Source organism: uncultured Fretibacterium sp. (assembly GCF_963544685.1).
GTDB lineage: Bacteria > Synergistota > Synergistia > Synergistales > Aminobacteriaceae > CAJPSE01.
In genome coordinates this window covers 1-16,861 of the sequence record NZ_CAUUGJ010000045.1, presented here as the reverse complement: position 1 = coordinate 16,861, position 16,861 = coordinate 1, and the positions used below count along the sequence as shown (strand labels likewise).

The window sequence follows — 16,861 nt, the reverse complement described above, 5'->3', positions numbered from 1 at the left end:
GATGTAGACCTGGCTCGCGATGTAGTTCAGCATGACCGTGCTGAGGATCTCGTTGACCCCGAGGTAGGCTTTGAGCCATCCCGCGATGGTCCCCCACAGGGCCCCGCCGACGAAGGCCGTGGCGAAGATCAGGGGGATCAGAAGGAACTTGGGCAGGTCGGGCAGGGCCAGCCCCACGAATGCGCCGGCCACGGCCCCGATCAGGATCTGCCCCTCCCCGCCGATGTTCAGGATGCCGCTGCGGAAGGAGATGGCGACGCCCACGGCCACCAGCATCAGGGGCGTCGCGCGCACCAGCGTCTCCGATATCCCAAAAGGGTCCTTCAGGGGCTCGGTGAACATGACGGCGTAGGCCGCCAGGGGGTTGCCGCCGGCTACCGCGAAGAGCCCGGCCCCCAACAGGAGCGCACAGAAAAGGAAGAACAGGATGACCGCTACGTTGTAGATCAGGATCGTACTCTTTCTCATTCCTCCGCCTCCCCGTCGGCCGGGCTCTTCTCCGCGGCGCCGATGCCCGCCATCAGAAGACCGAGCTCCTGCTTGTCGGTCTCGGCGGCGTTCAGGACCTTCATGATGCGCCCCTCGTAGATGACGGCGATGCGGTCGCAGATGTCCAGCAGCTCGTCCAGCTCCTCGGAGATCAGCAGCACGGCGGTCCCCGACTCGCTGATCTTCAGGAGCTGCCTGTGCACGTGTTCCGTCGCGCCGAGGTCCAGGCCGCGTATCGGGTAGACGGCGACCAGCACCTTGGGCTGACGGGTGATCTCCCGGGCCAGGATGACCTTCTGGATGTTGCCGCCCGACAGGGTGGCACAGGGCGTCTCGATGTCCGGGGTCTTGATCTCGAAGGAGAAGACCAGGTCGGACGCGAAGCGCCGGATTTTCTCCCGGTTCAGGAAGCCCCGGCTCGAGAGTTCGGGGCCGTCGTACTCCTTCAGGATCAGGTTCTCGCGGACGGAGAAGGAGGGGATGATTCCCTCGCGGATGCGGTTCTCCGGGATGTAGCCCATGCCCTGTTCGATGATCTGCAGGGGCGTGTGGTTGGTGATGTTCCAGTAATCGATCAGGATGTTGCCGCTCTCGACCTTCCGCAGGCCGTTGATGACCTCGGCAAGCTCGCGCTGCCCGTTTCCGGAGACGCCGGCGATGCCGAAGATCTCTCCCTTGCGGACGTCGAATGTGACTCCGTTCAGGGCCGGTTTTCCGCGGTCGCGGTCCCCCCTGGCCCGGACATCCACGATGTCCAGGGCCGTCTCCTCGCGCAGAGGGTGGGGTGTGCGGGACGAGGCCTGCCCCAGGGTCCGACCCGCCATGCGGTCCGCCAGCTCGCGGTCCGAGAGCTCCCGGGTCGGGCCCTCGTAGACCCGCTTGCCGCCCCGGAGGACCATCACTCGGTCGCTGACGCGCCGGACCTCGTTCAGCTTGTGGCTGATGAAGATGACGGAGCACTCCCTGCGGGCCATATCCCCGAGCAGGTCCAGAAGCTCGTCCGTCTCCTGCGGGGTCAGGGCGGCCGTGGGCTCGTCCATGATCAGGAGGTTGGCGCCCAGGACCAGGGACTTGATCAGCTCGACCCTCTGCTGCTCTCCCACCGAGAGCTGCCAGATCAGGGCATCCGGCTTGACCTCCAGATCGTGTCTGCGGGAGATGTCCAGGATCTTGTAGCGCACCTCCTCCAGATCCAGGGAGAAGGCGTGCCGATGGCAGAACCCCAGCGCGACGTTCTCCGTCACCGTGAGGTTCGGCACCAGCATGAAGTGCTGGTGCACCATCCCGATACCCAGCCGGAAGGCGGCGAGGGGGCTGTCGATGACCACCTCGCTCCCGTTCACGACGATACTTCCGCTGTCCTGACGATAGAGTCCGTACAGGACGTTCATCAGGGAGCTCTTCCCCGCCCCGTTCTCCCCGAGCAGGGCCAGGATCTCCCCCGAACGCAGGTCCAGGTCCACGGAGTCGCACGCCACGACGCCGGGAAAACGCTTGGTTATCCCCCTCATCTCGAGGGTCTTGATCCGTTCCGCCATGGACATCCCCCCGATCGTCCAAGCCATTCGGAAAACGGGGGACGCCGCCGACGAGCCGGGCCCCCCGATCCCATTACGATCAGTTCAGTTCGATCTTCAGCTTGCCGCTGGCGATGTCCGACTTGATCTCCTCGACCTTTTGGGCGACCTCGGGCGGAAGCTCGCGGTTGATCTGGATATCGATGTTCCCGTTGGCGATGGAGAGCGGGATGGCCCGGCCCCCGAGCTCTCCCTTGGCGCGGGAGTCGAGCATCTCCCTCACGACGTTCTTGAAGAGGTAGACCTGGGCGAGGAGCACGGACTCGGGGGCGACGTTCTTCATGTTGAGGTCCGTCGAGATCCAGTAGACCCCCTTGTGTTCGGCGACGGCCTTGAGCGCGCCGACGCTCTGCTGCGAGGAACCGCTCAGGAAGTCCGCACCGGCATTGATGGCCGTGCGGGCGATCTCGCCGGCCCCCACCAGGTCGTTGAAGGAGCCCGTGTAGGCGATGCGGACCTCGGCCTTCGGGTTCACGGCCTTCACGCCCATCTCGAATCCCTTGTTGTACTTGATGGCATCGCCGGCCTCGACGGGGCCGACCAAGCCGATCACGCCGCTCTTGGTCATCATGCCCGCGACCACGCCGCCGATGTAGGCCCCCTCCTGAGAGTGGGGATCGTAGGCGAAGATGTTGGGGAACTTCGCGGCGTAGCCGGTCCCGTAGGCGAAGGTCGTCTTGGGGAAGTCTGGAGCGATGTCGTTCAGCAGGCTCTGGTACTGCGCGCCGTGGGCGATGATGAGGTCGTAGCCCTGGGAGGCGTACTGACGGATGGCCGCAGCCGCATCCACCGGGTTGCCCAGGCGCTCGCTGATCGAGAGCTCCAGCTTGTCCGAACCCAGCTCCTCCTGAACGGCAACGATGCCCTCGTACATCGCCTGGCTCCACGCCAGGTCGTCGCGGGTGCTGGGAACGACGAAGCCAACCCTGATCGGCGCACCCCAGGCGACGGCCCCGACAAGCATCACGACCGACAGCGACAACGCCAACAAAGACAGTCTCTTCCTCATACAACAATCCCTCCCGACTAAGATGAAATAGCTTGACTTCTCAATTATCCCATATTCAGGATAAATAGGGTAAGAAAAGAATAACCTCGTGAAAAATTTTTCGTCCGACGTTTCGTCCCAGGCCCGGCGTCGCCTCCGGGCAAGGCCATATCCATGATGCACGATCGACGAAAATGGCTATAATTGGGCATGAAACGTACAGGGATATCGGCCCGGGACCGCCGGGACGGTCAAGGAAAGGAGCAAATCCATATGGAAGCGAAAATTGCCGTCGTGTATGTCTCGACCCATCACGGCAACACGAAAAAAGTTCTGGAGGCGATGGCGGAGGAACGGGCTTGCGACCTGTATCCCGCGGACCAGGCGAAGGATGTGGATTTCTCGAAATACGACATCGTCGGGTTTGCGTCGGGCGTGTACTTCCAGTCCTTGAGCCCCGACATCGTCCAGCTGGCGAAGGACATCGAGCTTGATGCGCGCCAGAGGACGTTCATCGTCTACACGGCGGGGATCAACTTCAAGAACTACGCCGCCTCCGTCGAGCACATCCTGAAGGAGAAGGCCGGAACCTACGTCGGACGATACGCCTGCAGGGGATACGACACCTGGGGACCGTTCGGGCTCTTCGGCGGGATCGGGAGAAAGCACCCGACGGACAAGGACCTTTTGAAGGCCAGGGAGTTCATAAAAGCGCTTTGAGTTCCGAAAATGGAACGACGTTTCCAGACGGGGCGGACTCGACCCGCTTCCGCCGATTGATGGGGACGTCCGAAAAGGAGTTTTGACTGAATTGCTCTCCAAGCCCGAGAAAAAACTGGGAATTCTGGGCGGGATGGGGCCCGCGGCAGCGGCGGAGTTTCTGAGGCTTCTGGCGGCGGGGGCTCCGGCTCAAAACGATGCCGGGCATCCGTACCTTCTGATGCTCTCGGACCCCGGCATCCCGGACCGCACCGACGGAATTCTGGGCGCCGGGCCCGACCCCCTGCCCGCGATGCGCCGGGACCTGCTGCGCCTGGCCGAGTGGGGGGCGGACCTGCTGGCCGTCCCCTGCAACACGGCCCATCACTTCATCGACCGCTTCCGGGCCGATCTGCCCATCCCCCTGGTCCACATCGTGGAGGCCACCGTGGACGCCGCACGGCGCCGCAGTCCGCAGGGGGCGTGGCTCCTGTCCACATCGGGGACGCGGGCCTGCGGAATCTATCCGGCCTGTGCGGAGCGGAAGGGCTATCGGTTCCTGCACCCGTCGGAGCGGCAGCAGGAACGGGTGCAGCGCTGCCTGCGCCTCGTGAAGGCCGGGGAGATGGCCGAGGCGGCCGGTCTGATGCGCGAGGTCGTGGAGGAGCTGTGGAGCGAGAAGGACCTCGCGATCGCGACGGCCTGCACGGAACTGCCCCTGGCCTACGCAGCCGCGGGCCTTCCGGAGGAGCGGGAGGTGTCGAGCCTTCGGGCGCTCTGCGACGCCTGTCTCGACGTCCTCTACGAGAGGGACGACGAGGGGGCATGACGTTCGACATCGTCGTCAGGGGCGGGTACGTGGCGGACGGGGCGGGGAACCCCCTCTTCCGCACGGACGTCGGGGTGTGCGGCGACCGCATCGCCGCGCTGGGCCGCCTTCCGGACGGCAGGACGACGGTCGACGCGTCGGGGAGGGTCGTGGCCCCCGGGTTCATCGACGCACACAATCATGTCGACCACGGCATCCTGCGCTGCCCCGAGGCCCGGAACTTCATCCTCCAGGGGTTCACGACCTCCGTCTGCGGGAACTGCGGGCTCTCCCTGACGCCGCTCTCGGACGAGCACCGCGAGGCCCTGGCCCGCTATATGGGGCCCTTCGTGGGGGCGGCTCCGGAGTACGACTGGGGATGGAGCGACTTCGCCTCCTTCGCCCGCAGGATCGAGGCGGCCCATCCGGCCCAGAACCTGGCGATCCTCACGGGGCACGGCACGCTGCGCGCCGCCGTGATGGGTTTCGAGGACCGCCCTCCGAGGGAACGGGAACTCGACCGGATGCGGGAGCTTCTGGAACGGGAGTTCGATCAGGGGGCCTGCGGGCTCTCCTTCGGCCTGGCCTATCCGCCGGGGAGCTATGCGGGGCGGGAGGAGATCGCCGCGCTCCTCTCCGTGGCCGCGCGGCGGGGCCGGCGCTGTGCCTTCCACATGGCGAGCGAGAGCACGACGGTGACCGAGTGCGTGGACGAGCTGCTGGACCTGGCCCGGGAGACCGGGGCCGCCGTGGAGGTATCGCACCACAAGGCCATCGGCCGGGCAAACCGGGGCAAGATATTCGAGACGCTGCGCACGATGGAGCGGGCCCGTGCGGAGGGCACGGATGTCCTGTGCGACGCCTACCCCTACGTGGCGGGCAGCACGACGATCCTCTCGCTCCTGCCGACCTGGGCGGCGGAGGGAGGCGTGGAGGCCCTGCTCGCGCGACTTCGGGACGGAACGCAGCGGTCCCGCATCGCGGAAGCGATCCTGCGGAACGACGTGCCGGGCGACAACCTGATGCTCCTCCAGGGGTGGGGGCGGGTCCTGATCGGAAGCTGCCCCGCGGACCCCGCGTGCGAGGGCCGCAACCTGGCGGACATCCTGAACCGGCAAACCATGGACGCGGAGAGTATCGGGGCCTTCATGGACTGGCTGCTGCGCATCGGGGGAACCGCGCTGATGGTCCTGCTGGACGAGCAGAGCGAGGACGACCTGATGCACGTCCTGGGCCACCCTCTCACCGCGCTGGGATCGGACGCGTGGGCCGTCCGCAGCGGGGAGGGGTGCCCCCACCCGAGGGCCTACGGCACGACGGCGCGCTTTCTGGGACGCATCGCCCGGGACCGAGGGCTCCTGAGGCCGGAGGAGGCCGTGCGCAGGATGACCTCCGCCCCCGCGCAGCGTTACGGCATAGCGGGCCGGGGACTGATTGCGGAGGGGCTCCTCGCCGACCTCGTCGTGTTCGATCCCGACGCGTTTCTGGACCGCGGGGACTTCCTCGATCCGCATCATCCTCCCTCGGGCCTCTCCGCGGTGATCGTCAACGGGGAGGCCGCGGTGTTGAACGGGGAGCAGACGACGCGGCGCGCGGGACGCGTGCTGCGCGCCTCCGCCTGAACGCGGGAAGGACCCTCAAAGGGGGCGAGACGCGGCACCCCGGGTCAGGGCGGAGGTTCCGCCTCGATCACCACGATGGCCGCGGCGTAGTCCCCGTCGTGCGTCAGGGAGACCCAGAGCCTCTTGGAGCGCCCCGGGAAGAACGACGCTTCGACTTCGGGAGCAAGTTCGATCCTCGGGACGCCCCCCTCCCGGAGCAGGCAGAAGCCTTTTCCTAAGGTTACCTCCGCCAGTGATACGCCCGAGGCCTTGCAGAAGGCCTCCCGTGCGGCGAAGGCCGAGGCGTAGCTTGCGGCGCGGGCCCGCTCGCCTCCCCTGGCCTCGGCATAGGCAATCTCCTCCGGGCGGAAGACGCGCTCCACGAAATGGCGCGACCGCACGGCCCGAAGCATACGCGAGATACGGCACAGGTCGATCCCGACGCCAACGATCAGGGCAGAGCCCCCCTTTCGGAGGACCTGGAAGAACCTCGTAAACCCTTCAGGGGCATCATCGGGGGGACACGTTCCCCCGCGTCCCTATCGACCATTCGCGCCGGGGGGACGCAGTCCCCCCGGCGCGAATGACAACGGGATTCCGAGGGACTCGTCCCTCGGCGAGGTTCGGGGCGGAGCCCCGAGGAAGTTTTTTGGGATTCTCCCCGCGGCATGGCAAGCTACGCGATCATCTTGGCGACGCCCTCCCGAACCTCCTTCAGGAGTTTCATGCCCTCATCCTCGACGAGCTTCATCCACTCGCGCTTCTTCGCCACGTAGGCCGTGTCCTTGATCGAGGGCAGGTTGATCGCCACGTTCTCGAGCGCGCCGGAGAGCCCGGCGAAGGCCTGCAAGGCCCCAACGGTCAGGTCGCTCGCCGCGCTCTTGTTGCTCTTATACAGAAGGCTCTTGGCCAGACGCATCACGGCAAGGCAGTCTTCGGCCGTCGTCTCGGGGGAGACGATCGCCTCCTTGTAGGCCTTCTGGATCGCCTCGGTCCGTGCGGCCTTCTCCGCGTCCGTCCCCTTGGGAAGCCCAAACGCGGCGATGACGCCGTCGAAGGCGTTGGTGTCCTTCTGAATCCCATCCAGAAGGGCGTTCATCAGCTCGTCGGACTTCGGAATCGTATCCATGACCAGCGACTCGAACTCCGCGTACTTCTCCTTGCCCTGCGTCAGTCGGCAGACCATGGAGATCAGCGCCGCGCCCAGCGCGCCCGACAGGGCCGCCGCGCTCCCGCCCCCGGGGGCCGGAGCGTTGGACGCCAGTTTCTCCGAAAAAGCCCTCACCGTCATGTCCGTCATAATCATGTCTATTCCTCCTTAGATCTCAAAAGATGGTCAGGATGGCCCAAGATCCTTCAAAACACGCCGGTACAAACCGTCTTGTCCGTATCATATCACAACCGCCTCATCGGAGCACCGCGTTGGGAATCCACGTGGACACCTCCGGGAACAGGATGATCAGCAGCAGAACCAGCGCCATGACGCTCAAAAACGGGTAGATGTAGCGGAACGAACCCGAGTAGCGGGTCTCCGTGATCTTGCAGGCCGTCATCAGGTCCACGCCGAGCGGCGGGGAGTTCGCTCCGATGGCCAGGTTCACGGCGATCATCACCCCCAGATGGATGGGGTCCACCCCCAGCTGCGTCATCACCGGCATGAACACCGGCACGATGATGATGATGATCGCGATGGACTCCATGAACGTCCCCAGCACGAGCAGCAGCAGGTTGAAGAAGATCAGAACCGTCCAGTAGTCGTCGGAGAGGGTCAGGATCACCTGCGCCACCTTCTGCGGGATCTCCTCCAGGGCCAGTATCCACCCGAACAGCGAGGCCGCGGAGATGATGAAGAGCACCGAAGCGCTGGTGAGGGCCACGGAGTGACAGACCTCCCAGAAGTCCCGAAGCGAGAGCCTGCGGTAGACGAAGGCCGAGAGGACAAGGGCGTAGAGCGCCGCGACGGCGCCCGTCTCCGTGGCGGTGAAGATGCCGCTGCGGAAGCCTACGACGATGATCAGCGGAGCCCCCATGGGCAGGATGGCCTCCTTCAGCGCCCGGACGATCTCCTGCCGGGTCGGCTTCGCTCCGCAGGGGTACCCCTCCTTTTTGGCGAAGAACCAGGAGAGCGCCATCAGCCCGATGCCGAGCAGGAGGCCGGGGAGGATCCCGGCCAGGAACAGCTTTCCGATGGAGACGCCCATGGTCACGCCCAGGATGACCATGACGATGCTGGGCGGGATGACCGTTCCAAGCGACCCCGCACAGCCCAGCAGGGAGGCGGTGAAGGACATGTCGTACTTCTGTTGGCGCATCATGGGCACGACGATGGAGCCGATGGCCGCGACGTCCGCGATGCCCGACCCCGAGATGGCCCCGAACAGCATGCACGAGACCACCAGGACCATGGCGAGTCCGCCGGGGATGCGCCCCACCAGGATGGAGGCCAGCCGCATGATCTTGGGGGTGATGTCCCCCCGGGCCATGAGCGTCCCCGCCAGCAGAAAGAGCGGTATGGCCAGGAGCGTGAAGGAATCCACGCCCACCACCATGCGCTGCGCGATGGCGGCGATGGGCACGGATTCGAAGAGCGTCAGGTACGTCACGCCCGAGACGGCGATGGCGAAGGCCACCGGTATCCCCATCGCGATCAGCACCAGCATGGAGCCCAGAAGCAGCGTCATGACGGGCTCCCCCCATCCAGCTTCTCCTTCCCCGTGAACAGCATCCAGAGCGCGAAGAGGGTCATCAGGCCGAACCCCACGGGCAACGCCAGGTACAGGACGCCCGCGGAGATCTGCAGCGACGCGGTGACGTCGTCCCAGACCCGCGCCACGACCTTGCTGCCGCTGCGGATCCCGCACGCCAGAAACGCCAGAAGGATCAGGACGTTCACACGGTGAAGGACCGTGCGCGCGGCGCGGGGCAGGCGCTCGGCCAGCATCTCGATGCCGATGTGCTCGCCCCTGAGGAAGGCCGCCGCCGCGCCGACGAAGGTCATCCACACCAGCAGGGTCTGGCTGACCTCCGCCCCCCAAGGCAGAGGATTGTGGAATATGAAGCGCGAGGCGACCTCGACGACGACCTCGAGGAAGATCAGGAGCACGGAGAGGACGAGAAAGGGCCTGAGCAGCCTGTCGAATATCCTCATGCGCCTACTCGCCCGCCTCCCGGATCAGCTTCATCAATTCCTCGCCGAACACCGGCTCGAAACTCTTCCATACGGGCTGGACGGCCTCGCGGAAGGGGGCCTTGTCCACCTCGCGGACGTCGACGCCCTTCTTCCGGATCTCCTCCACCAGGGCGGAATCCGCCTCGCGGATCATCCGGCGCTCCTCGTCGCGCCACTTCGCGGCCAGCTTCAGAAAGGTCCCACGGTCCGCCTCGGATATCCCGTCCCAGACGTCCTCCCCCACGCAGAGCACGGCCGAGGTCCAGATGTGTCCGGTCAGGGACAGGTGCTTCTGAACCTCGTAGAAGGCGTTGGAGACGAAGATGACCAGCGGGTTCTCCTGCGCGTCCACGACGCCCTGCTGAAGCGCGGAGTAGAGCTCGCCGAACGGGATGGGCATGGGAGAGGCGCCCAGCGCGGTGAAGGTGTCGAGGCGCATCTTCTGCGGCGTCACCCGGATTTTGATTCCCGCGAGGTCCTCCGGCTTTTCGATCGGCAGCCTGCCGTTGGAGATGTGGCGAAATCCGTTCTCCCACCAGGACAAGCCGACGATACCCTTGGACTTGAGGATACCGAACAGGGCCTCCCCGAGCCTGCCGTCAAAGGCCTTGTATGCCTGCTCGTTCGTGGCGAAGGCATAGGGCAGCTCCTCGATGCCGAACTTCGGGTCCAGGGACTGGAACGAGGAGCCTCCGACCAGGGCGCCGTCGACCGTTCCCATCTTGAGCCCCTCGATCAGGTCCTTCTCATTGCCCAGCTGCGCACTGTGAAAGATCTTGAGCGTTACCCGTCCTTCCGTCGCGGCCGCGAGTTCGGACGCCAGCCCCTCCAAGGCCACGTTCCACGGGTGATCCGGGTTGAGGACGTGCCCGACCCTCACCGTCGTCCCGGCAAACGCCGCACCGGCCCATAACACGGCCGCAGACACCGCAGCAACCCACTTTCCCATCTTCATCATCCAAACCTCCCAAACGTCTTCGCATGTCCGCACCCCCGCCTCGGGCCGGAAAGACCAAAAACACGAGTTTTATTTTACATAAAAAGGGAAATGTTGTACAGCATTTGGCCTCGGCCCCCATTTCACCGGGAGCCGAGGCCAAACGAGCCGAATCGGCGTATTTCATTTTTGCCCCCACGCCGCGATCCCAAGACCGAGCGGGCCGCTTAGGCCCTCATCAGGAGAGCTTCATGAATCGAGTCGGCGCTTCCTCAAGCACTCCGTCCCTGGCCCAGATAGGCGGCCCTGATGTCGGGGTCCTTCAGCAGGTCGCGGGACGGCCCCTCCTTCAGAAGGCACCCCGTCTGGAGGACGTAGGCACGGTGCGAGAGCAGCAGAGCCTGACGGGCGTTCTGCTCGACGAGCAGGATGCTGACGCCCTCCTCGTTGATCCGGCGCAGCTCCTTGAATATGTCCCGGATGACGATCGGCGCGAGCCCCAGGGAGGGCTCGTCCAGCAGCAGCACGCGGGGGCGGGCCATCAGCGCCCGTGCGATCGCCAGCATCTGCTGCTCCCCGCCCGACAGGGTGCCCGCGTACTGGCGCAGCCGTTCTCGCAGGCGCGGAAACAGGGAGAGCACCCAGTCGAAGTCCTCCCGGACGGCTTTGGCGTCCCTTCGGGCAAACGCGCCGATCCGAAGGTTCTCCTCAACCGTCAGGGGCGCGAAGATCCTCCGCCCCTCGGGGACCAGGGAGAGCCCGCTGCGGACGACCCTGAAGCTCCTGGAGGACAGGGCCCGCCCCTCCAGGGCCACCGTGCCCTCGGAGAGGCGGACCAGCCCCATGAGCGCGTTCATGAAGGTGGACTTGCCTGCGCCGTTGGCACCGATGACGGCGACGATCTCCCGCTCCCGAAGGGTCAGGGAGAACCCCTGCAGCGCCCGAATCGCCCCATAGCTGACATGAAGGTCCCGGGCCTCGAGCAATACGTCCGCCATCACAATACCGCCTCCTCGTCCGCCTCGTCATCGCCCTCGCCCAAATAGGCGCCGAGTACCCCGGGGTCGTTCCGGATCTCCTCGGGCGTCCCCTCCGCGATCTTGGCCCCGAAGTTCATACAGATGATGTGCGGGCAGATCCTCATGATCAGGTCCATGTGGTGCTCGATGACCAGGGTCGTCAGGCGAAACTCCCGATGGATGCCCGTGATCAGATCGTTCAGGGCAAATACCTCCTCGGGGTTCATCCCCGCTGCCGGCTCGTCCAGCAGCAGCAGCTTCGGGTCCAGCGCCAGGGCGCGCGCAATCTCGAGCCTCCGCTGCATCCCGTAGGGAAGCGTCCCCGCGGCCTGCCGGGCGCGGTCCGCCAGCCCCACCCGCTCCAGAAGCTCCATGCTCTTGGAACGGATGTTCCGTTCGACCCCGGCCCAGTGTCCGGTGTGGAGCAGGGACTCCCAGAAGCCGTAGTGGTACTCGGGATCGGGGCGGTAGCCCGGGAAAAGCTGCCCCCTCAGGTCCTCCCGAAAGGAGTAACGGAAGCGGTTCTGCGCGGCGGTCATGACGTTATCCAGCACCGAGGAGCGCCCGAAGAGTCTCAGGTTCTGGAAGGTTCGGGCGATCCCGAGCCGGTTCACCTGATACGCCGCCATGGGCGTGATGTCCTGGTCCCGGAACCAGATGCTTCCCGCCGTCGGATTGTAGACGCCGGAGACGATGTTGAAGACCGTCGTCTTTCCGGCTCCGTTGGGGCCGATAATGCCGGTCAGGGCGTTGTCCATGATGCGGAAGCTCATGTCCCGGACGGCGTGGACCCCGCCGAAGCGCATGTCGACGTGCTCCAGTTCCAGAAGCACCTGGTCCGTCCCGATATCCCGCGGCATGGCTATCCCCTCCTCCCGGACCCGGGCAGGAAGCTCCAGATCTCCCGGTCGCCCAAAAGCCCCTCCGGCCGCACCACCATGATGACGACCAGTAGCAGGCCGTAGATGAGCATGCGGTACTGCGAGATGTCCCGGAAATACTCCATAACCGAGGTGACGATCGCCGAACCCAGCAGGGTCCCGCTCATGGAGCCCAGCCCCCCGAACACCACGACCGCCGTCAGCTCGGTCGATTTCATCATGTCGAACATCGACGGCTGGATGAAGTTCATATACCCCCCCAGCAGAGCGCCCGACACGCCGCAGTAGAACGCGGAGATCAGGAGCGCCTTCATGCGGGACGCCGTGGTGTTGAAGCCCATCAGCGAGGCGGCCAGCCGGTCGTCCCTCGAGGCCTTGAACTCGCGCCCCAGGCGGCTGTCGATGAGGTTGAACGTCAGGAGGGTCAGGACAGTGAAGCAGGCAACAGCGACGCCCCGGGTGGTATAGGAGTCGATGCCCGGAAAACCGCGCGCTCCCCTGGTGAAGGACTGCCAGTTCTCGAGGATCAGTCGGATCGCCTCCCCCAGTCCGATGGAGGCGATGGCGTAGTAGTCGCCCGTCAGGCGCAGCGTCGGCATTCCGATCATCCAGGCCACGGCCACGGCCACAAGGCCCCCTGCGACGATGGCGGGCAGCCAGTGGATACCGTACCTGACGGTCAGAATAGCGGCCGTGTAGGCCCCGAGCGCCATGTAGGCCGCATGCCCCAGCGTGAAGATCCCCGTGAAGCCGGTGAGGAGCGACACGCCCATGGCGGCGATGCAGTTGATGCAGAGCAGAATGATGATACCCTCCTGATACCCGCCCAGCGGGTACAGGGCCAGGGCCAGGCCGAGGAGGATAACGGCGGCGTTTCCAAGCAGGCTCCTCTTCACGATGCACCTCCTAGATCTTGTCCCCGACGCTCTTGCCGAAGAACCCGGCGGGCCGGACCAGCAGCATGACCACCAGCATGGAGAACACGACCATATCCCGCATCTGGCTGCTGACAAACCCCGCGGTGAGCATCTCCGCAAGGCCCAGGATCAGGCTGCCCAGCACCGCGCCGGGCAGCGAGCCCAGGCCGCCGATCACCGCGGCGATGAACGCCTTGATCGTGATGTTGCCGAGCTGCGGATAGAGCGAGTACTTCGCGGAGAGGAAGATCCCGCCCACCGCGGCCAGCAGCCCCGCGACGAAGAAGACGATGCCGATCAGGAGCGTCACGTTGACCCCCATCAGGCCGGCCGTGCGCAGATCGCACGCCGCCGCACGGATGGCCAGGCCCCAGCGCGTGCGCGACAGGAAGAGCTGGAGCGCCCCCAGAAAAACGACGGCAACGGCCAGCGAGAGGATGTCGGAGGCGTTGACCGTGACCCCGCCGCCCAGGCTGAACACCCCGGACGGAAACGTGTCCTGCGGCAGGGCCCGGAAGCGCCCGCCCACCACGATGACGAAGATATTCTCGATGACGATGCTGACGCCCATAGAGGCGATCAGAAGGTAGAGCGTCATGGAGGTGCGCTCGCGGATCGGTTTGTAAGCCAGGCGTTCGGTCAGGACGGCCACCAGGCCCGAGGCCAGGATCGCCCCCGCAGACGCCAGGACGATCCCATATCCCTGCTGTGTCAGAAGGTAATAGCAGGCATATCCCCCCACGACCAGAAAACCGCCGTGCGCGAAGTTGGAGAAGAGCAGAATGGAGTACACCAGCGAATACCCAACGGCGATGAGCGCGTAGACCGACCCCAGGGAAAGCCCGTTGATGATCTGTTGAAGCAGCGTTGACAGCGTAATGGCCAAAAGACATCATCCCTTCGTGCCCGAACCCTCGTAACCGAATGCCAGGCCCCTTTCGTCCCGAGCTTTTTGTCCTACTCCGGACGCACCTTCCTGAAGAACAGCGCCTTCCTCTGTTCGGGATCGCACTTCAGCATGACGCCGTCCTTGTCCTTGGGGTTATGGAACTCGTCCATGGTCAGGGTGCAGTGCAGCAGCTTGAGGTTTGCCGTCTGCTCCAGGGTGTCGCGCACCTTGGCGGGGTCGGTCGACTGAGCCCGCTCGATCGCGTCCTTCAACCAGTAGACGCAGTCGTAAGCCATGATGGCGTTCATGAACTCCTGACACTCCGTGCCCGTCCTCTCCTTGTACTTGTCGAAGAAGCCCTTCAGTGCGGGGTCGTAGCGGTCCACATGGCTGACCCAGTAGGTGTCGCCCAGAGCGTCGCCCGCAATCTCCCACATGAAGTCGCCGTACCCGTCCCCCCCGACGATCGCGGTCCTGATCCCGAGCTCGCGGGCCTGCTTCACGGCCAGGGGCAGGGACTTGCCCATGAATGGGAAGATCAGGACATCGGCGCCGCTGTCCTTGATGTTGGTCAGCTGGGAGCGGAAGTCAACGTCCTCGCCGCGGAACCCCTCGTCCGCAACGATCCTGCCCCCGAAATCCTCGAAGCCCTTCACGAAGAACTCGCGCTGACCCTGGGAGTAGTCGCTCGACACGTCGTAGAGGACCGCGGCCTTGGACGCCCCGAGGTCCCTGGCGGCGAAGTAGGCCATCATGCGCCCCTGATAGGGATCCAGGAAGCAGATGCGGAAGTTGTAGGGGCGCACCTTTCCGGCCTCGTCCACGGTGACCAGAGGGTTGGTGGGCAGGGTGCCGAGATGGGAGACCCGCCCCCTGTTGAAGACGGGGGCCGCCGCGATGCACAGCCCGCTGCCGCTGGGACCGATGGCCGCTACGACCTTGTCCTGCTCCACAAGCCGACGCGCCGCGTTGACCATGTCCTCCTGTCGGGTACGGCAGTCGTACATGACGACCTCCAGTTTCCTGCCCAGGACGCCGCCCGCCGCGTTGATCTCATCCACGGCGATCTTGACGGACTCCACCTCCGCGATCCCGTAGGCCGCGAAGTCGCCCGTCACCGTCGCGATCTCGCCCACCTTGATCGTGTCCGCCCCCCACACGGGAGAGGCGGCGCAAAACAAAAGCACCGCCGCGCACAACATCAGCCTTTTCACTGCAAATCCCTCCTCACGTCACTTTTGTCAAGTCCGGAACGGTTTGGCAGAATTGTTGCCTTATTCTATTGTATTCCGCGCCGGCCGTAAAGACACGGCCCTCGGAAATTCCGCGCTTGTCATCCGTCATCCGGCGGCTTCCTGTGTTATCATAACAAGGGAAACGGGGCGCTGACCCCTCTTTTCCCGGAATCCTTTCGGCACTTCCAGGATAAGACGTCCGGCCTTGCCGAAAGGGGTCCTTCGTAATGGGTTCGTCTGCGCAGCCTCAAAAGCAAGCTCGTCGTGGCCGTCGGAGGTTTTTCCCCCGTCGATCCTGGTTCTCTCGACGAGCGTCCTTCCGAGCGTCGACGCGCAGGTCCGGAACCATCTTCAGAAGAATGTCCGGCACAACCCGGAGGGTTGCTACAGCCTCCTCAGAATTTACGAACAGGAGTCCCCGGCGCGCGCCCGGCGCCTCGCCGAACGGGACACGCCGATCGAGGCGATGCGCTCCGGGGGAATGGATCGGGGAGGGGCATCCAGCTGCTCGACCGCCTCATCCGCCGGATCGAGCATAAAAAATAAGCATGCGGGCGGAAAATTTCGATATCCGAGACTTTAAGCTGAGAGGGGAAACAACCATGAGCAAGCCTATCATCGGCATTCTGGGGAGCGTCCGGCGAGACCCGGACTCCGACTTTGTGTGTGCCGACCGCAGCTGCACGAGCACGACCTGCGTACGTGCCATAGACGGCAACGGCGGCGTCCCTGTCATCCTGCCGGTTCCCGAGGACCCAAGGCTTTCGGACCCCGCCCTGGCCCTGTGCGACGGCCTGCTCTTCCCCGGAGGCTGGGACGTGGACCCCCGCCACTACGGGGAGCCGCCCCACGCGATGCTGGGGCCGGTGCAGCCGGAGCTGGACGCCTTCTGGTTTCATGCGGCAGCCTACGCGTCGGAGCACCGTATTCCCATGCTGGGCATCTGCCGCGGCATGCAGCTCCTGAACGTGGCCTGCGGCGGCAGCCTCTATCAGGATATCGGAGAGCGCACCGAGAAGAACCTGCTGCACATGCAGCAGCTGCGCCGCGACACCCCGATGCACAAGGTCCTGATCGAGCCGAACTCCCGCCTTCGGCACATCCTGGAGGCCGAGAGCGCCTACACCAACACGCTGCACCATCAGTCCGTCAAGGTCCCGGGTAAAGGCCTCGTCCTCACCGCCCACGCCGAGGACGGCATCGTCGAGGCCTTCGAGAGCCCGGACGGCCTGATCGTGGCCGTGCAGTGGCATCCGGAGGATCTTCTGAGGACGGTCCCGGTCATGAACCGCCTTTTCATGGACCTCTGCGACCGGGCCCTGGAACGGCGAAGAGCCCGTAACTGATCTTTCGGACGAGATCGGGTCCCGTCCGTCGAGGACGGGACCCGATCTCGGAGGGCAAGCCAATCCGAACGCTGAGATCCAAATTGACAGTTGTTTTTTTTGTGCTATAGTCACTTAGTCTTTTTGCGGGCTTGTAGCTCAGTGGATAGAGCGACGGCCTCCTAAGCCGTAGGTCGGCAGTTCGAGTCTGCCCAAGCTCGCCAGTCATAACAAGGCTTTAGTTGGTTTTCATCAGCTAAAGCCTTTTCTTTTTTACAGCATATTTACAGCAGAGAAAACCCTCTATGGGAAATAGAGTATTTTGGC

Annotated in this window: 16 protein-coding genes, 1 tRNA gene and 1 pseudogene; 5 read left to right on the top strand and 13 right to left on the bottom strand. The window is 64.8% G+C overall.

Annotated features, from left to right (window positions below; translation table 11 throughout):
• From ABLA28_RS05895 to ABLA28_RS05885, 3 genes and pseudogenes are all read right to left on the bottom strand, one after another.
• Nucleotides 1-468: pseudogene (locus tag ABLA28_RS05895) on the bottom strand (ABC transporter permease); the annotation flags it as partial.
• Nucleotides 465-2,027, bottom strand: coding sequence for an ABC transporter ATP-binding protein (locus ABLA28_RS05890; RefSeq protein ID WP_347712884.1), 1,563 nt, complete (start codon nt 2,025-2,027; stop codon nt 465-467). The gene ABLA28_RS05890 and the pseudogene ABLA28_RS05895, both read right to left, overlap by 4 nt.
• Nucleotides 2,028-2,106: 79 nt before the next feature.
• The gene (locus tag ABLA28_RS05885) at nt 2,107-3,075 is read right to left on the bottom strand and encodes a BMP family protein (protein WP_299300087.1); all 969 of its coding nucleotides are present in this window, start codon (nt 3,073-3,075) and stop codon (nt 2,107-2,109) included.
• Nucleotides 3,076-3,327: 252 nt separating this feature from the next.
• Here ABLA28_RS05885 and ABLA28_RS05880 point away from each other — a divergent pair, with 252 nt between their 5' ends.
• The 3 genes from ABLA28_RS05880 (at nt 3,328) to ABLA28_RS05870 (ending at nt 6,183) form a co-directional block, all read left to right on the top strand.
• On the top strand, nt 3,328-3,774 hold the full coding sequence (locus ABLA28_RS05880; RefSeq protein ID WP_347712883.1) for a flavodoxin domain-containing protein: 447 nt from the start codon (nt 3,328-3,330) through the stop codon (nt 3,772-3,774).
• Between the two features lie 82 nt (nt 3,775-3,856).
• Nucleotides 3,857-4,582 (top strand): amino acid racemase, encoded by a 726-nt coding sequence (locus ABLA28_RS05875; protein WP_347712882.1) that lies wholly within the window; start codon nt 3,857-3,859, stop codon nt 4,580-4,582.
• Complete coding sequence (locus ABLA28_RS05870; protein ID WP_347712881.1) at nt 4,579-6,183, top strand: D-aminoacylase; 1,605 nt, start codon at nt 4,579-4,581, stop codon at nt 6,181-6,183. The genes ABLA28_RS05875 and ABLA28_RS05870 overlap by 4 nt, the downstream gene beginning before the upstream one ends.
• A gap of 44 nt (nt 6,184-6,227) precedes the next feature.
• Here the strand turns inward: ABLA28_RS05870 and ABLA28_RS05865 are convergent, their stop codons facing one another.
• From ABLA28_RS05865 to ABLA28_RS05820, 10 genes are all read right to left on the bottom strand, one after another.
• Nucleotides 6,228-6,614 (bottom strand): 4'-phosphopantetheinyl transferase superfamily protein, encoded by a 387-nt coding sequence (locus ABLA28_RS05865; RefSeq protein WP_347712886.1) that lies wholly within the window; start codon nt 6,612-6,614, stop codon nt 6,228-6,230.
• A 224-nt stretch (nt 6,615-6,838) separates the two neighbouring features.
• Entirely contained in the window at nt 6,839-7,468 is a 630-nt protein-coding gene (locus ABLA28_RS05860) for a cyclodeaminase/cyclohydrolase family protein (protein WP_299298920.1), read from the bottom strand.
• 100 nt (nt 7,469-7,568) lie between these two features.
• Nucleotides 7,569-8,843 carry a TRAP transporter large permease gene (locus tag ABLA28_RS05855; RefSeq protein ID WP_347712880.1) on the bottom strand — a complete coding sequence of 425 codons (1,275 nt, stop codon included), beginning with the start codon at nt 8,841-8,843 and terminating at the stop codon, nt 7,569-7,571.
• Nucleotides 8,840-9,310, bottom strand: coding sequence for a TRAP transporter small permease (locus tag ABLA28_RS05850; protein ID WP_299298916.1), 471 nt, complete (start codon nt 9,308-9,310; stop codon nt 8,840-8,842). The genes ABLA28_RS05855 and ABLA28_RS05850 overlap by 4 nt, the downstream gene beginning before the upstream one ends.
• 4 nt (nt 9,311-9,314) lie before the next feature.
• Nucleotides 9,315-10,289 carry a DctP family TRAP transporter solute-binding subunit gene (locus tag ABLA28_RS05845; RefSeq protein ID WP_347712879.1) on the bottom strand — a complete coding sequence of 325 codons (975 nt, stop codon included), beginning with the start codon at nt 10,287-10,289 and terminating at the stop codon, nt 9,315-9,317.
• 251 nt (nt 10,290-10,540) lie between these two features.
• Nucleotides 10,541-11,266: an ABC transporter ATP-binding protein gene (locus ABLA28_RS05840; protein ID WP_314716688.1), complete on the bottom strand. Its 726-nt coding sequence runs from the start codon at nt 11,264-11,266 to the stop codon at nt 10,541-10,543.
• Nucleotides 11,266-12,147: an ABC transporter ATP-binding protein gene (locus ABLA28_RS05835; protein ID WP_347712878.1), complete on the bottom strand. Its 882-nt coding sequence runs from the start codon at nt 12,145-12,147 to the stop codon at nt 11,266-11,268. Before ABLA28_RS05835 ends, ABLA28_RS05840 begins: the two co-directional genes overlap by 1 nt.
• A gap of 2 nt (nt 12,148-12,149) precedes the next feature.
• The gene (locus ABLA28_RS05830; protein ID WP_347712885.1) at nt 12,150-12,998 is read right to left on the bottom strand and encodes a branched-chain amino acid ABC transporter permease; all 849 of its coding nucleotides are present in this window, start codon (nt 12,996-12,998) and stop codon (nt 12,150-12,152) included.
• A gap of 76 nt (nt 12,999-13,074) precedes the next feature.
• Complete coding sequence (locus ABLA28_RS05825; protein ID WP_299300842.1) at nt 13,075-13,959, bottom strand: branched-chain amino acid ABC transporter permease; 885 nt, start codon at nt 13,957-13,959, stop codon at nt 13,075-13,077.
• Between the two features lie 83 nt (nt 13,960-14,042).
• Complete coding sequence (locus ABLA28_RS05820) at nt 14,043-15,188, bottom strand: ABC transporter substrate-binding protein (RefSeq protein ID WP_347712877.1); 1,146 nt, start codon at nt 15,186-15,188, stop codon at nt 14,043-14,045.
• Nucleotides 15,189-15,811: 623 nt separating this feature from the next.
• On the opposite strand from ABLA28_RS05820, the gene ABLA28_RS05815 reads away from it, so the two are divergent.
• Entirely contained in the window at nt 15,812-16,555 is a 744-nt protein-coding gene (locus ABLA28_RS05815) for a gamma-glutamyl-gamma-aminobutyrate hydrolase family protein (protein WP_347712876.1), read from the top strand.
• Between the two features lie 127 nt (nt 16,556-16,682).
• A tRNA-Arg gene (locus ABLA28_RS05810) sits at nt 16,683-16,758 on the top strand.
• Nucleotides 16,759-16,861: the final 103 nt, after the last annotated feature.

What these genes read in the sequence shown, in the direction of transcription:
- ABLA28_RS05845 (WP_347712879.1), bottom strand. Translation starts at nt 10,289, where the DNA reads ATGATGAAGATGGGAAAGTGGGTTGCTGCGGTGTCTGCGGCCGTGTTA.
- ABLA28_RS05885 (WP_299300087.1), bottom strand. Translation starts at nt 3,075, where the DNA reads ATGAGGAAGAGACTGTCTTTGTTGGCGTTGTCGCTGTCGGTCGTGATG.
- ABLA28_RS05870 (WP_347712881.1), top strand. Translation starts at nt 4,579, where the DNA reads ATGACGTTCGACATCGTCGTCAGGGGCGGGTACGTGGCGGACGGGGCG.
- ABLA28_RS05835 (WP_347712878.1), bottom strand. Translation starts at nt 12,147, where the DNA reads ATGCCGCGGGATATCGGGACGGACCAGGTGCTTCTGGAACTGGAGCAC.
- ABLA28_RS05850 (WP_299298916.1), bottom strand. Translation starts at nt 9,310, where the DNA reads ATGAGGATATTCGACAGGCTGCTCAGGCCCTTTCTCGTCCTCTCCGTG.
- ABLA28_RS05860 (WP_299298920.1), bottom strand. Translation starts at nt 7,468, where the DNA reads ATGATTATGACGGACATGACGGTGAGGGCTTTTTCGGAGAAACTGGCG.
- ABLA28_RS05855 (WP_347712880.1), bottom strand. Translation starts at nt 8,843, where the DNA reads ATGACGCTGCTTCTGGGCTCCATGCTGGTGCTGATCGCGATGGGGATA.
- ABLA28_RS05815 (WP_347712876.1), top strand. Translation starts at nt 15,812, where the DNA reads ATGAGCAAGCCTATCATCGGCATTCTGGGGAGCGTCCGGCGAGACCCG.
- ABLA28_RS05840 (WP_314716688.1), bottom strand. Translation starts at nt 11,266, where the DNA reads ATGGCGGACGTATTGCTCGAGGCCCGGGACCTTCATGTCAGCTATGGG.
- ABLA28_RS05890 (WP_347712884.1), bottom strand. Translation starts at nt 2,027, where the DNA reads ATGGCGGAACGGATCAAGACCCTCGAGATGAGGGGGATAACCAAGCGT.
- ABLA28_RS05880 (WP_347712883.1), top strand. Translation starts at nt 3,328, where the DNA reads ATGGAAGCGAAAATTGCCGTCGTGTATGTCTCGACCCATCACGGCAAC.